This is a genomic window from Microcoleus sp. S13_C3, assembly GCF_036700905.1.
Classification (GTDB): Bacteria; Cyanobacteriota; Cyanobacteriia; order Cyanobacteriales; family Microcoleaceae; genus Microcoleus.
In genome coordinates this window covers 26630-41088 of the sequence record NZ_JAUBPT010000034.1, presented here as the reverse complement: position 1 = coordinate 41088, position 14459 = coordinate 26630, and the positions used below count along the sequence as shown (strand labels likewise).

At 44.4% G+C, this 14459-nt stretch carries 15 protein-coding genes; 8 read left to right on the top strand and 7 right to left on the bottom strand.

The features are described from left to right. Positions 1 to 59 precede the first annotated feature (59 nt). Positions 60 to 1310 (bottom strand): transposase, encoded by a 1251-nt coding sequence (locus QUA16_RS12140; protein WP_333103611.1) that lies wholly within the window; start codon positions 1308 to 1310, stop codon positions 60 to 62. Positions 1311 to 1418: 108 nt separating this feature from the next. On the opposite strand from QUA16_RS12140, the gene QUA16_RS12135 reads away from it, so the two are divergent. After that, positions 1419 to 3233: a bifunctional 3'-5' exonuclease/DNA polymerase gene (locus QUA16_RS12135; RefSeq protein WP_333103610.1), complete on the top strand. Its 1815-nt coding sequence runs from the start codon at positions 1419 to 1421 to the stop codon at positions 3231 to 3233. 183 nt (positions 3234 to 3416) lie between these two features. Further along, positions 3417 to 3650 (top strand): hypothetical protein, encoded by a 234-nt coding sequence (locus QUA16_RS12130; protein WP_106331788.1) that lies wholly within the window; start codon positions 3417 to 3419, stop codon positions 3648 to 3650. Between the two features lie 243 nt (positions 3651 to 3893). On the opposite strand, the gene QUA16_RS12125 is transcribed toward QUA16_RS12130, so the two are convergent. Continuing rightward, complete coding sequence (locus QUA16_RS12125) at positions 3894 to 5630, bottom strand: ATP-binding protein (RefSeq protein WP_333103609.1); 1737 nt, start codon at positions 5628 to 5630, stop codon at positions 3894 to 3896. A 162-nt stretch (positions 5631 to 5792) separates the two neighbouring features. Between QUA16_RS12125 and QUA16_RS12120 the strand changes: the two genes are divergently transcribed. The 3 genes from QUA16_RS12120 (at position 5793) to QUA16_RS12110 (ending at position 8089) form a co-directional block, all read left to right on the top strand. Further along, positions 5793 to 6512 carry a hypothetical protein gene (locus QUA16_RS12120; RefSeq protein ID WP_333103608.1) on the top strand — a complete coding sequence of 240 codons (720 nt, stop codon included), beginning with the start codon at positions 5793 to 5795 and terminating at the stop codon, positions 6510 to 6512. A gap of 284 nt (positions 6513 to 6796) precedes the next feature. Beyond that, the gene (locus tag QUA16_RS12115) at positions 6797 to 7156 is read left to right on the top strand and encodes a hypothetical protein (protein ID WP_194060967.1); all 360 of its coding nucleotides are present in this window, start codon (positions 6797 to 6799) and stop codon (positions 7154 to 7156) included. A 411-nt stretch (positions 7157 to 7567) separates the two neighbouring features. Further along, positions 7568 to 8089, top strand: a complete 522-nt coding sequence (locus QUA16_RS12110; RefSeq protein ID WP_333103607.1) for a hypothetical protein — start codon at positions 7568 to 7570, stop codon at positions 8087 to 8089. A 360-nt stretch (positions 8090 to 8449) separates the two neighbouring features. Here QUA16_RS12110 and QUA16_RS12105 read toward each other — a convergent pair whose 3' ends face one another. Together QUA16_RS12105 and QUA16_RS12100 are read right to left on the bottom strand one after the other, a co-directional pair. Next, the gene (locus QUA16_RS12105) at positions 8450 to 9070 is read right to left on the bottom strand and encodes a Uma2 family endonuclease (protein ID WP_333103606.1); all 621 of its coding nucleotides are present in this window, start codon (positions 9068 to 9070) and stop codon (positions 8450 to 8452) included. Between the two features lie 39 nt (positions 9071 to 9109). Then, entirely contained in the window at positions 9110 to 9385 is a 276-nt protein-coding gene (locus QUA16_RS12100) for a hypothetical protein (protein ID WP_015179741.1), read from the bottom strand. 171 nt (positions 9386 to 9556) lie between these two features. On the opposite strand from QUA16_RS12100, the gene QUA16_RS12095 reads away from it, so the two are divergent. After that, on the top strand, positions 9557 to 10645 hold the full coding sequence (locus tag QUA16_RS12095; protein WP_333103605.1) for a hypothetical protein: 1089 nt from the start codon (positions 9557 to 9559) through the stop codon (positions 10643 to 10645). Positions 10646 to 10815: 170 nt separating this feature from the next. Here the strand turns inward: QUA16_RS12095 and QUA16_RS12090 are convergent, their stop codons facing one another. From QUA16_RS12090 to QUA16_RS12080, 3 genes are all read right to left on the bottom strand, one after another. Then, complete coding sequence (locus QUA16_RS12090) at positions 10816 to 10965, bottom strand: hypothetical protein (RefSeq protein ID WP_333103604.1); 150 nt, start codon at positions 10963 to 10965, stop codon at positions 10816 to 10818. A 240-nt stretch (positions 10966 to 11205) separates the two neighbouring features. After that, positions 11206 to 11601 (bottom strand): HEPN domain-containing protein, encoded by a 396-nt coding sequence (locus QUA16_RS12085; RefSeq protein WP_015179743.1) that lies wholly within the window; start codon positions 11599 to 11601, stop codon positions 11206 to 11208. Then, positions 11598 to 11933 carry a nucleotidyltransferase domain-containing protein gene (locus QUA16_RS12080; RefSeq protein ID WP_015179744.1) on the bottom strand — a complete coding sequence of 112 codons (336 nt, stop codon included), beginning with the start codon at positions 11931 to 11933 and terminating at the stop codon, positions 11598 to 11600. Before QUA16_RS12080 ends, QUA16_RS12085 begins: the two co-directional genes overlap by 4 nt. Positions 11934 to 12099: 166 nt before the next feature. On the opposite strand from QUA16_RS12080, the gene QUA16_RS12075 reads away from it, so the two are divergent. Then, on the top strand, positions 12100 to 12462 hold the full coding sequence (locus QUA16_RS12075; protein WP_333103603.1) for a hypothetical protein: 363 nt from the start codon (positions 12100 to 12102) through the stop codon (positions 12460 to 12462). Positions 12463 to 12671: 209 nt separating this feature from the next. After that, entirely contained in the window at positions 12672 to 14054 is a 1383-nt protein-coding gene (locus QUA16_RS12070) for a transposase (RefSeq protein ID WP_333103602.1), read from the top strand. The last annotated feature ends 405 nt before the right edge of the window (positions 14055 to 14459 follow it).

Sequence of the window (14459 nt, the reverse complement as noted above, 5' to 3'; positions counted from 1 at the left end):
ACCCCACTTTCAACTTTCTGTGACATCTCTCCGACAGCCAAGGACGGAGCTTCTAAGAATCACTTCTTAGATTTCCTAGTTATTCCCTTACGGGGTTTCGACTTTGACCTAGATTGAGACATCTCAACCCCTGGCAAACCGTCTGCATAGGCGCTTTGGATTCCCGACTGTCCATCGGTACTAATCAGAGTTATTCCTCTATTTCTGATGACTTGACTGCTAGCCACATCTCGATCTGTTGTGTATCCACAACTAGGACAACAATGAACTCTAACACTCAAATCCTTTCTCACCTCCGCACCACACTCAGGACACTCCTGAGAAGTCCCCCTGGCGCTCACTTCACCAAAGAATTTGCCACGCTTCCAACACACGTATTTGGTGATAGTTCGGAACTGTCCAAATCCAGCATCAAGCATCTGTTTCCCGAACATCCCTTTGGCAATAATTCGGTAATCCAAGTCTTCCATGAAGACCATATCACCTGCCCAGCAAAGGGCATGAGCTTGTTTGAAGTGAAAATCTTTACGGGTATTATCAATTGCGTGGTGAATTCTAGCAACTTTAATGCGCTGTTTCTCGTAATTTTTAGACTGCTTCTTTTTCCGAGTAAGTCTGCGTTGCAGCAATTTCAGCTTGCGGAGCATAACTTTCAAGAACTTGGGCGGTTTTACGATCACCCCGTCACTGGTTGCTAAAAACTTTTCAAGCCCAACATCTACTCCAATCGGATGACCGTGTGGCATTGGATTGGGAACACTGACATCACATTGGATGTTGATAGAAGCGTACCAAATATCCGCTTTATTAATTATTCGGACTTGCTTTACTACAAACCCCTGTGGGATTGGGCGATGCAGGTTAATTGGAATCAACCCCAATTTTGGTAAGGCAATATGTACTCCAGTCACAGGATTCTGCTTGAACTGGGGAAACAACAAAGATTTGAATTGCCCAAACTTCTTGAATCGAGGGAAGCCATGCCCAATTTTTTGAAATCCCTCCCATGCTCGGTGTAATTGCTTGAGCGCTTGCTGCAACACTTGGCTTGGTACTTCACCCAATCGGGGAAATACTTTTTTGGCACTTGGCAGAGCATTAAGCTGTTTTACTTCGTTAGGGAAGGTTAACTCAGCAGGCATGATGTATTCATGACTGATGGAGCATCTGTCAACCTGGCATTTCCGGCTATTGCACCAGTCCTTAATTTCCCGCAGCCCATAGTTATAGGCAACACGACAAATATCCATCCACTCTTTCAGCGCTTGCTTTTGATTGATATTCGGATAGATTCGATAGCTGTAATTCATGGTTAACATTCCACTATTTTAACATATATCGATATTCTTTCAATATTTTTATGAACGGAACTAATTATGAAACCTAATCCGCTAAACAAACAGAAAATATCAACCGCTATGCCAACTTTTTTGGCCTCCGATAAACTTAACATAGCTCAGTTGAATGTTACACTTAAAACTCCTTACCAATTGATCGATACTGCTTTCAATCTTGAAACAGCCCTTCAACCATTCCAACAAGCAAAAATCATCGGTATAGACTGCGAAACGACAGGGCTTGACCCCTACAAAGCCAAAATTAGATTGTTACAACTTGCCATTCCTGACCATCCAGTAATCATTGTAGATTTATGGGCAATTGAACCGAGTTCTCTCGAACCATTACGCTTGCTCTTAGCGAGTCCTGCACTGAAGGTAGGTCACAACCTCAAATTTGAATGGCAAATGCTCACTTTTGCCGGACTGGAACCATCCAAACCCTTTTTCGATACCTATTTGGCTTACCGAGTGCTGACGGCGGGACTAAAACGCCATTTGTCCCTAGATGCTGTCACTGAGAATTTGTTGAAAGTAAAGCTAGACAAAACGCAGCAAGTTAGCGATTGGTCGGGAAACTTAACACTCGCTCAACTGCAATATGCTGCTGCCGATGCTGCAATCTTACTCCCGCTGGCTGCTGCTCTGCAACAAAAATTGAAAGCTTCTAAGCTTTGCAAAACTGCTTTACTAGAGTTTGCCTGTCTGCCTGCGGTGGCTTCTATGGAACTCAACGGAATGCTTTTAGATAGAGAACAGTGGAGAGTTTTGGGAGTGAAGCTCTGTCATCAACGCGACTCTCTTTTAAAACAAATTAATTCGCAACTCCATCGACCTAACCCTCACCAACAAATCTCTCTGCTGCCGGAATTTACGGATACAATTAATCCTCGCTCTCCCAAGCAAGTTCTAGCGGCTTTGCAACAGAAAGGCATTCCTGTTACTTCCACTAACTCTCAACATTTAATTCCTTTGCAAGGCGAGTATCCTGTGATTCAAACACTGTTAGAGTACCGCAGCTTATCTACTCGTATCGACACTTTTACTCTGGGTTTGCCAGAACACATTCATCCGATTACAGGGCGCATCCATCCCAATTGGTTTCAGATTGGTGCTAGATCAGGACGGTTTAGTTGTCGAGAACCGAATTTAACGAATATCCCCAGAGATAAGGAAACCCGACAGTGTTTTAAAGTAGAACCCGGTTGTGTCCTGCTGAAAGCCGATTACAGCCAGATTGAACTGCGGATCATGGCGAAGGTTTCGGGCGATCGCACGATGGTGAAAGCTTACTCCAAAGGGGAAGATTTGCACTCTCTCACAGCTTCCTTGGTGCTAGCAAAACCTTTATCTAAAATTACTGTCGAAGACAGACAGCTCGGCAAAATTATTAACTTCGGTTTAATTTATGGCATGGGAGTTACGAAATTTAAGAATATGGCTCAAGCAGAGCATGGAGTCACTTTAACGCTGCAACAAGCTTCACACTTTCGTAAGAAGTTCTTTGAATCCTATACAGGTATCAAACAATTTCACGCCAAAGTTCGGAGCGCCTGGAGCCGAGGTATTCGAGAGAGTCGGACTGTCTTAGGCAGAAGGAGATTATGGTCAAAAGATACTAAACCGTTGCTTAATGAGATGCTAAATAACCCAATTCAAGGAATGAGCGCTGACATTACTAAACTCGCTCTTGCTCTACTTTTTATGCCTCTGAGCCGCACTGGTGCTAAACTGATTTGTGTCGTTCACGATGAAATTTTAATAGAGTGTCCTCTTGAACAAGTGACGGCAGTTAAAGCCTTGCTTAAAAAATGTATGGTGAGAGCCGGGAATAAATTTCTCTCTCCGATTCCTTGCGAGGTAGAAATTAAGGTGATGGAAAGTTGGGGAGGGTAAGAGATTAACGGGGAAAGATTGGGAGTGGGGAGGGGAGAAACCGCACCGCAGGCATTGCTGTGAAAATTCCACTTCCTGACCACTCCCCATTCCCCTAACAGTCACCGCATAATTCCGCGCCCAACCTCCCACCCCTAAACAACGATTGTTGAGGTGCAAGTGAACAGTTGATTTCAAAACATAATGAATGTAATTCTCACTGTTAGTAACCAAGCCGCAAATATCGTTGGTAAGTTATCAAAATGCGCTATTGCCATGCTGCACCAAGCTGAATATAGCGTTATCAGGCAGGAGGGAGAGCGCGGCTACACAACCAATGCTTTAACTGTACCGCTTGAACCAGAAACAGGTTTAACTTGGCAGGGAGTAAAACTATGCCTTGAAAATTGCGGCTACCGCGTCCAAGTTAAGTCTTAGATTACTTATACAATAATCCGTGCATCTGGTTAATAACAAATGCACGGGTTATTATTTCCCAGACCGTCCTGGACGCAACGCCACCACCACAAACGGGGGGATTGCCCGCTATTTCAGGCTTATTCAGAGGCTGGGCGTAAGTCCTGCTATAGAAAGTGCCATAAAACTTTTGCGCTAATTCTATCAACAGTCAAAACTTTTTGGCTCACCAACAAACCCATGCTATTGTTGTTTATCATGCACTCAAGTTTTCTCGTAAGCAGGTGGCCGATACTCGAATAATTCTTGCTCGGCCGCCGCAAATTTAGACCGATCGCCCCCAGAAGCAGGCCGAGCAAAGGACGCTTTGTTCCGAATCCCCTGGATATCTTCAGAAGAACGCTCAGACGACAGCACAAATTGAGTTCTCTGATAACGCAAATGGGCCAATTCAATTTTACCCGGTCGCCCTTCACAATAAGCTCGTTCAGCGCAGCGCTTAACTGCGATCGCAATTTCAGCACTCGTTGCTCCGGCATAATCAGATAGTAGCGAATACCACTGCCTGTCGCTCCAAAGGTTCTCTTTTCCCTCCCCAAACTGCTCTGGGAAATACTTAGCTAAGTGCAAATTGAAAATCTCATAGCGAGCGCCGCTGTGTGGCAAATCCACAAACCAGATTCCGCCGTCGTCAAATCTGCGGATAAGTTCAGCCGGCAGCATTTCTAAGCGGTTAACAGTAGCTAACATTAACACGGGGCTTTCATGCTCCTGCATCCATGTGAGCAATTTCTGCGACAGCCGCCTAGCTACACCGCCATCAGCATTTGATTCCCAGCCAGAAAAACCCTTGTCAAAATCGTCAAAAAACAGCACGCAGCCGCCCAAATTATCGGCTGTATCCAGCATTTTGTTGAGAGCGCGATCGGGATTAGAAGAACCTAGAATATTGCCCCAACTTGCTGCTAAAAGCGCATAACCTAGCTTCTTAGCAGCTAGCTTTGCACTCAAACTTTTGCCCGTCCCCGGCGGCCCCCACAGCAGCATTCCTTTGGGAGGTCTGAGGTGATATTTCTTGGCATCAGCTTCTGACAGCTTTACGACTTCGCTCAAATAAGCGTCTAATAAATCTAAACCGCCAGCATGAGGCACGTCTGGAGAAGCAATGAACTCCAACCCCTGGTCTCGAAGTTGCGATATTTTATGCTCCAATACCAACTGTGCGATATGAACCACTGAAGCGGTCACAGAGAGCGATCGATCTAACACTAATTCAATTTCAGCCTGTGGCAGCCCTAGACTAGAAACAGCCAGCCGTTTTTTAGCAGCTACCGCATCTGAACCAAAATCAAGGGAACAATTGCGATCGCAAAAATTATCTACAAGAACTTCGACTTCAAAACGATCGGGTAACGGACATTTGAGTAGAGGAATTAATGGACTTAGCTTTGATGGCAGTTGGATGTACTCGCCCAGCAGTACCCAATATTGGTTGGCCCAACGCCCTTTCAGCTCGGCTGAACGCCCTTTCAGCTCAAAGAATGCGTTAGCCAATTGAGAATAACGGCGGACAAGAGGCTGTTCGGTACTGTCTGACTCCAAAATGTCCTCTAACAAAAAGATACCGGGGCAGTCATTTTCCAGCAGAAATTGCAGGACATCACTCTCGACAGATAGCTCAGTTTTACATAAGACGCATTCACTATTATACATCTCGGAAATATCTGAAACGCTTGCCATATCTGAATGACAACCTAAATTTGGGAGATGTTTATCCAAACACCGCACCTGTTGAAGAGTTGACTGCACCTGTTGAAGAGTTGACTGCACCTGTTGAAGAGTTGCATAGCCGGGATTCCAATAATAAACAGGTAAACAACACTCATTAGCGTACTGATGAAATGATGACAAGATTGTTTGGCGATCGGCACTGTAATATTCGAGAGCAATAATGGGAGTTTGAATAACTCTTAAGTTAGACCAGTTATTGAAAATCTTCATGCGTTATACACCACTACTTACAGGAGATTTAACATAAAATTTAACTAAGGTAATTAAAATTTAACTTCCTGCTAATGAGCGAAATTCTCCCCCTCAACTGGAGGGGGTAATTGTGCCTAACGGCACTCATAAATTGATGTTATGTAAGTTAAATTGTCAATCATGGCCACAACTAAAAAACAAACAGCAGCCACTCCAAATCGCTCTCAGTCACCAGTGCCTGCTAAATCAAAACCGCCTGAAAAGCAGAACAATCAAACTGTCGGCAGTAACAATGGAGCCAAATCAAAACCTCAACCTAACCTCAGCTCCGAGCAACTTGCTGGCGAGCTAGTCAAACAGATTCGCAATACAATTCATAAGAAGTACGGTGTGACAATTCAGCGTCGCGATAGCCGTATTTCGACAAAGGTTGGCCACGCAATTCGCGAAAAACTGGGATTGGATATTCAAGCTCAGTTGAACAAGCGCAACGGCAATGGCAATGGTAAAAAGTTCGACTGGCAAGAGTGGAACAATACTGTGTTTCCCAAGCTAGTTGGCCGGCCAGATGAACTCAAGTATGATGTCGAAGTTGTTGCTTTAGCGATGAGCCAACTTTACGATACAATTGCTGACAATCCACAAGCTGCCATTGCCGATTTAATGGAGTTCAATTCTCAAAGCTTAAAGCGTCGCAACGAGTTAGCTAAATCCTCTGAAGAAGATACTGAAGAACTCGATGATGATGACGATGATGACGATGAAGATGATGACATACTCGATGAAATTGATGAAGACGAGGAAGACTCCGAAGGCGATGAAGAAGGCGATGAGGATGACGATGAGGAGGATGATTTTAGTCTAGACGAAGACGAGGAATTTGAGGAAGACGACGAATAATCGCTAAAGTTTGATTAGAATGCTCTGCTGAAAAAGCAGAGCATTTTTTTGCCTCTATCGAGGCCTTTTCCACGAATTGCGATTCAGGGTAATGATTGTCGCCACCGTCCGAATCAGGACGCTCTGGGAAGCAGACCCAACAAATTCACAATCAAGGAAATTTTGACCTTGGTTGTGAATTTAATTTTACCCACTCACCCACCCACTAATTTTTTTGAATTAATTGTAATTAGCAGACTGCCGTCGCTTTAGTTGTGAAGAAAAAACACGCTTGAGGGTTAATCATGGCTAATCGCAAATCCGCTCCAACTCCGATGCAAAAGCAATTTGCAGAAACTCTTGAAGAACAGCGCTTCGAGATGTTTTTGCACGTTGCCCGCGAGTTAACGGGACGTGCCAAACAACGACAGTTGCAGAAAGGTAAAGCTCTTGACTGGGAAGCGTTCAATACTTGGTTTAACAAGCAATATGAAGGCTACTCGGCTGACGAGATGCTTGAAGAAATCTTGAGCAACGTTTACTGGCTTTCATCTGAGCAAGCAGTGATTGACTTGCACTTCCGTTATATCGAATCGGCAGTCAAAGCTTCTCATAAGAAAAAGGCAACTGACGATAATGAAGAGATTGATGATTTTATCAAGTAATCAATGACGACCCCCGATAAAGGGGATAAAATCCTGCTCCAAGCAGGATTTGTTTTGCCCGCCCACCCACCGCGCCAGTTCCCTTTGCGATATTTATGATCGCATTCTCAGAAAGATTTAGTTAATAGCACTTATGGAGTAATAACTTAATTATGTCATTCTGAACCCTTGACGGAGTTTACCATCGATCGTAGGAAAGCTTCCGCAAGTAAGGCGAATAATCTCAAACCTTTGCAACATAGTTATAAAGCTTAAGTTATATATAGTTAATTGGTTTTATCCGAGAATGTAGGTTACTCAATAAGTCACCGTAAAACCGTTTTGCAATAAATTAAATAACTGTTTTTGTTAAAAAGCTTTGATATTAAACGCGATCGCGTTTGAGAGATGTTCCATTTGCCAAGTATAATCATGTACGAATCTATTCAGCATTTTCTCACCCTCACGATTGAAACTGTGGTGATTTTTGGTTACTGCGGCTTAATTGTTCACTATATCGCTACCATGTTAGCATCGAAGCGGATGAATCATTTTGAAAAAGTCACAGCAGAAATTGCCCGAGATTTTGTGCCTCTTATAAATGAAATAGATCGCGTTTGTTCTGTTGCAAAATGTGCCGCAACTCAAGAACAAACACAAGAACACGACCTCACCTTTTCGCTCCAAGTTAAAGCCGAATTTACTCCTAATATTCCACTCGCTACTGACCCATTAAATCAGCCCTTCCTTCAAGTCGATAGCCTCAGCCTTCGACAATGCCGCACCGTGATTCGAGCGCTCAATTCCACTCTGCCACGAAGCGATCGTATTCGCCTTAAACTCAACAAAAAAGATGTGCCCGTAGCTTCGTTAAAATTTCAAATCAAGAAGCACTTTGAGCATCGACCGCAACAAGTTGTCTCCCTAGTGGAGCAAATTTTGAAAGCCAGTTAAGCAGGTGGACATATATTACGTTTCATCCAAAATGAACGAAGAAACCTCAAAGTGCAAGCTAATTGCTTCGTTCCTCTCTTCGGACATAATGGCCTTTATTTATCTTCACCTACTTAGCACGCTTGGAGAATCAGCGAGCCAATTATTGCTCTATATCAATAAAAGTTCTGGTAACAAGTTGACAGAAAGTTTTTTTGCTCTAACCTCCCTTTCCCGATCGGGCGATTAGTTACTTTTTTCACCATTGCCAAGGGGAATCAGACCCCTACCAATCTGTTCGATCAACTCCTTGAGACTCAATCCCCGTTCAATGACTCGCACGAATTCCCTCTCATCCCACCGACGTTACCTGGATATAAACTACATAGCAGCATATCTGCCGGCAGCGAAGATTTTTTGTGCGGTTAATTGCAAGTCGGGAAAGATTGATGAAATAAGCCGATCGCTCTTTTGAAACAACTGTTTTTGATACTCATCTCCTCGCAGCGTACAAATTGTAACTGTCGGCTGTTTGGGTTTGCCAATATATTCTCTGCCACCAATGCCCAAATAGTCAACAATCCAATACTCAGGTACTCCAAGCAGGGCGTAATCTTCAACTTTGCGGGCGTAATCGTTCTGCCAGTTGGTGCTAACGACTTCAGCAATCAGTTTAATTGAGGAACCTGATGTAATTACAGGTTCTTGTTGCCACAAAGGTTCATTAATTAGTCGAGTTTGGTCTAATACAAGCACATCGGGGCGAAAGGCTGTTGCTGTTCCTAATAGTTTGATGAGACAGCGAGGGGGGATAAGGTAGGGTATATCTAAGCGGTCAATTTCTACATTTAGTTTTCGTCCCAAAAACCCAGATACTTGTTCGTGTGGCCCTGTTGGTTCCATTTCGGTTAATTCACCATCAATCAGTTCGTAGCAATCGCTGTCGCCGTAGTTTGTAATAAATTCATCAACAGTTATAAGTTTTGGAGGTGATTGAACCATTGTGTTTATTCCTCATCCGACGGCAATGTACGTCTTTATTCAAAGCCTCGCCATACCTGAAAGATTGGCTGTGGGTTGTTTGCGACTTTGTTCCTCGGCGTCAGTCAAAGTAATCTTGCGCCTGCCAATCTGTTCGATTAACTCGCTCAAACTCAATCCGCGCTCTCTAGCAATAGCGCGAAAACCTTCCCACCCCGCAGATGTTACCTGAATGTTCCTTTGCTTTTTTGGCTCCTCATATCGAGGTTCGCCTCCGCCTAACTTTAAATTAGCTAGAGAGTTGGGGTGGAGCTGCGTTCCTTTGCTTGGGGGCATTTTGCAACATTATCCTTTCGACTTTTTTCTTTATTATCCCACATTACGAGCAAATTTCCGTGGTACTATAGGTAATATGGAATCAACCTATACGAGTCAACTTCTTCAATCTGGTGTCTAGCTTTGGGGCTGGCAAGTCAGGGGTTGACTTATCTCAGGAGGCACTAGGAAATGCACCCAACTCAGGAGACACCGGGCAGCGAGCAGCGTCAACCTTTAGTAGTTTTGCGAGGCTCAACCCGAAAGCACCACCACACTGTTGCAGACTCCCTGCGGATTGACCCAGATTTCCAAACGCTCATCCCTCCTTTGAGTGCGAGCGAGTTTGCTACCTTAGAAGCCAGCATTCAAGAGAAAGGGTGTCGGGACCCTTTGGTGGTTTGGGCTGAGGAAAAAATTCTCATCGACGGTCACAACCGCTATGCTATTTGTACGGCGCACGGCATCCCCTACCAAACTGTAGAGATGTCTTTCGACAGCCCTAACACCGTCAAAGTTTGGATGCTCCTCAATCAACTGGGCCGCCGCAATCTCACGTCTGAGTCAGTCAGCTATTTGCGCGGCACTTGGTACGAACTCACCAAACAGTCCCGCGGCGGAGACAGAAAATCAAGTGGTCAAAATGACCACTTGAAAACAGAGACAAAGTTGGGGGCACAGTTCAAGGCATCCCCAAAAACAATTCGCAGAGACGCTCAGTTTGCTAAAGCAGTAGACACCCTGAGTTCTATTGGAGGAGAGGATATGAAGTGGAAAATACTGAATCGCTCTGCGGGGATGACCAAGAAGCAGGTCATCGCTTTGGCGATTGATGCTCGCAGCCGTCCGGCTAAGGTTGCCAAAACTTTACAGGGGCGCGACCAAAAAGTAAAGCTTGAAGGTGAACTTACCATCGCTCATCACCTGACGCTCAAAATTGGTTCCTTAGTAGAAGTGTACGCGCCCGATCGCCAGGACGTTAACGGTCGGTTGGGGCGCATTCAGTCAGTGGGCGAGAAAACGGCTACCGTGTGGATGCGGCACATCCCTACTCTTGCCATGAATTTGCATACCTTCAAACACTCAGCTCTCACCGCCCGGCCGCTCGAAAATCAACCCGGACTTCAAGAAATTTGCGATCGCACTGGCCGACTTCACCAATTAGGCAATCTAGATCCGTTTGAAGTAGAAATCCTGAACTTGTTAGAAAGAGCAACGGTTCTTACTCCCACCGAATTGCAGTATTTAGAACTGATTGAGAACAGACACAAGCTTGATTGAGTGCCTCATGGTGTTGCTGAATCAAATATTCGGGGAGATTTGCAGGCGGGGCTTCGTCGTCGTAATAGTAGATAAATAGACAACCGATGATGCTGTCGCTGTGTTCTAATAACCAGCAGAAAGAAAGGGGTTTTTTGATTTAATTGATGACGTATTTTTCAAAGTCAAAGTTAGGTTTGACTAGCATTGAGGGGGCGAGATCCTTTGCGTTCAGCAGCGAATGCTTGCCAGAGGGGGGCGAGATCCTTTGCGTCGGTTGCGGTGGCTCTTCCGGTGGCTGTAAGGGGCGATCTGGCGATCGGCATAGTTGTGGCTGTCATAGTTTTTGGGGAGTGAATTTGCTCCGAAGGTGAAAGCCTTCTATTGTGTATTGGGATTTCGCGGGGTATTTTTACGCAAAATCGGAGTTTTTATAATAAAAGTTAATATATAGGACTCAAAGAGGGAGGCCCAGAAACCGGGTTTTTTACGAAAATACTGAATCGCAGTGTTGAATCTGCTGAAAAACCCGGTTTCTTTAGTTGGCGGGTGCAGGAGTGGAAAGCAGGCTATCTACTCAATCAAGGAGAGGATGGAGGAATAGAATCAATATTTGCCAAAGCAAAGTTGAGCATTTCTTCTGCCCGATCTATTGTTTGCACTGCGTCTGTTTGTGAGATTTGTATATCAGCGTTATAGTCAGCTTCTAATCGAGTTTTTTGGGCATCTATTAGGTAACGATGGAACTGCACCGGAACGCGGCCCGAACGAGCAAATTTTTGACCGAAACCGGCGATGACAGCGGAGTGGCGAGAATAAGATAATTTCTCTGACTCTAAAAATGCAGTGACTATGTAAAACATCACATAATAAGCGCGGGAAGCGGCAGAATCAAAAAAGCCTTGCTCACATAAAACCCGTGCAGCCTGCAAAGTTCTATCAGCTTTATCAAGTAACCTTTGTTGCTCTGGGTTCATATTGGGACTCCTTCGCGACGGATATTGCGAAAGAAACCGCTTTCATACTCTTGGTACTTCTGAAGTGTGGCAAACATACAGCTAATCACGACGGTATGTTCTAAGCATATATCGGCAATCAAAACAGAAATACGCTCGCTTTCTTGGGAGTAATTGAAGGGTTGTTTGAGAAGGATTAATATATCAATATCGGAGTCCGGTCTAGCATCGCCTCTGGCTTGGGAACCATAGAGAATGATTCGGATTAACTGTTCGCCATAAAGATTTTCTAATCCCTGGCGGATTTGGGCAATAATTTCTTTGAGTTGAACATTGATCGTTGAAGTTGGCATAGTTGTTTATAAGCCAATCGATGATGTTTTTAGCTAAGATGTTGGCAATATACCAATTATACTGGCAAATGATGCTCGTAGTCGTCCGGCTCAAGTTGCCAAAACTTTACAGGGGCAATGTCGTTCGGTAAAGCCTGAAGATAAACCTGCCATCGCTCACCACCTGATGCTTAAAATTGGTTCCTTAGTAGAAGTGTATGCGCCCGATCGCGAAGATGTTAACGGCAGGTTAGGCCGCATTCAGTCAGTGGGCGAGAAAACCGCCACTGTGTGGATGCGACACATCCCCACCGTTACTATGCACTTGTACACCTTCAAACACTCGGCTCTTACTGCTGTACCGCTCGAAAATCAACCGGGACTTCAAGAAATTTGCGATCGTACTGACCGACTTCACCAATTAGGAAATCTAGATCCGTTTGAAGTCGAAATTCTGAACTTGTTAGAAAGAGCAACGGTTCTTACTCCCACCGAATTGCAGTATTTAGCTAGTCAGACGGGAATCCCCACACTATATCGCTTCGATTAGTGTGGGATGAGAGGCGCGTGAATCGAGGATTCCACATTTTCATGTCCTCGCCCGCTATCCTGGCGAGGACATGAAAATGTGGATGACGAGATGAACAAATCTTTATTTGCCAACATCGTTACTTGACATAATTATTAAATTACTGCTTGACACAATATAGTTTTCTCTGGTATTTTTATTCTCAGCAAATGCGTCAAGGTCGTAGCGCAATGAAAGTAACATATCAGTATCAGTTCTATCCCAACACCATTCAAAAGTTAAGCCTAAATCATTGGTTGAGAATTTGTCGCTATTGGTACAACAGGCAGCTAGGCGATCGATTTGATTGGTGGGAGAGTAACCGGACTGCTATAAATGCTTGCCCATTAGTTGCTAGCATCTCTACGCCTCGTGAAAAGCCTAACTACTATTCCCAAAAACAACAATTACCAGTCATCAAAAAAGACCTAGTAAAAGTCTTCCACAGTGGCGAGCTATTGGACTTCAAGCAGGTAGATTCAACTATTCTGCAAGATGTTTCTAAGCGAGTAGATAAAGCCTTTGAGCGGTTTATCGTAGGGGACAGTAAAGGCGGGCGATCGGGTAAGCCCCGATTCAAGACTGAAGCGGATTACCGGACGATGACTTTTTCTACGGCTAATAACGACTGGATTAAGCTGGTTCGCAAGAATTGGTTTTATATCCGATTGCCGAAGTTGGGTGTCATAAAAGTTCGGATGCACCGCCCAATCCCCGATGGATTCACTATTAAGCAAATTAGTGTAACTAGAAAGGCTGACGGTTGGTTCATCCAGATAATGCTTGAAGACGCTTCAGTACCCCAGTTTATTCCTGATAAAGTTACCCCAAACTGGGATAACTCAATTGGGTTGGATGCGGTGCTACATGAAGATGTCTATTTAGCAACATCGTCAGGGGAAAAGCTACCTTCGTTGAAACCGCTTCGCAAAAACCAAGCTAAGTTAGACCAGATATCAAGGAAGCGGAACAAACGGAAGCGCGGTTCTAAAGCCCGACGGAAATTAGCCAAAAAAGAAGCGAGACAGCACCAAAAAATAGCGCGTTCTCGCCAAGATTTCCACTACAAAACAGCTCACAGACTTGTCAGGTCTGGAGCTAAATTCTTTTTTCATGAGGACTTAAACTTAAAAGGCTTAACGAAACGGAATAAAGTTAAGCAAGATAATGAGGCTACTTACCTCCCAAACGGTCAATCAGCTAAATCAGGACTAAATAAGTCTTGGCTGGATGCTGCGTTCGGTCAGTTTTTTAAGACGCTGGAATACATAGCCGAAAAAGCTGGATCAGTCGTCGTTCCGCAAAAACCTGCTTATACCTCAATGGTTCTGTGCTATCGGAATGAAAGTGTTTTCACCGATTGCGGTATGCGAAGCTATTGGGATGAGCAACATTCTTTAATGGTCGATCGCGATGTTAACGCCGCGATTAATTTAAAGAGACTTGGGTTGGGCATTTTCCCAAGGATAAAACGCCGTAGCGGGAATCTTTCTATAGTAGGAACTATAGATGATAGTACCGCGAAGGAAATTTTGCACACCCTTCATCGGGCTGCAAAGATGCCCACGTCATAGCTGTACTGTGCGATTCGTTTAACCTAAAATAAGCTGAAAGGCTTATGGGACGGTTAGCCCAGTTGATAAGACTGGTGATAACTGATTACATTTGGAGGTGAACCGCCGTGCGGTAAGTCCTTCCCCTCAAGTGCAGAGGTGAAAGCATAACCTCTAGTTTATTGGGTAGCAACCAATAGGCTAAAGCGGGGTTAAAAGGCAGAACTACTGAGAGCCAAACTTGGTAACTGTTGAGCAAGAGTCCATGCGTAGCGAAAACGAAGATGTGTCCGAACCATCGTAAATATGAATGGTGTAATGGCTGAATCAAGGATAAGACCGTTGAGAAATACGGTAAGGACTGATTAACACCATGCCAAAAGGCAAGGATAGGGCATAAGCGGTTGGTACACCGACTTATAAGCA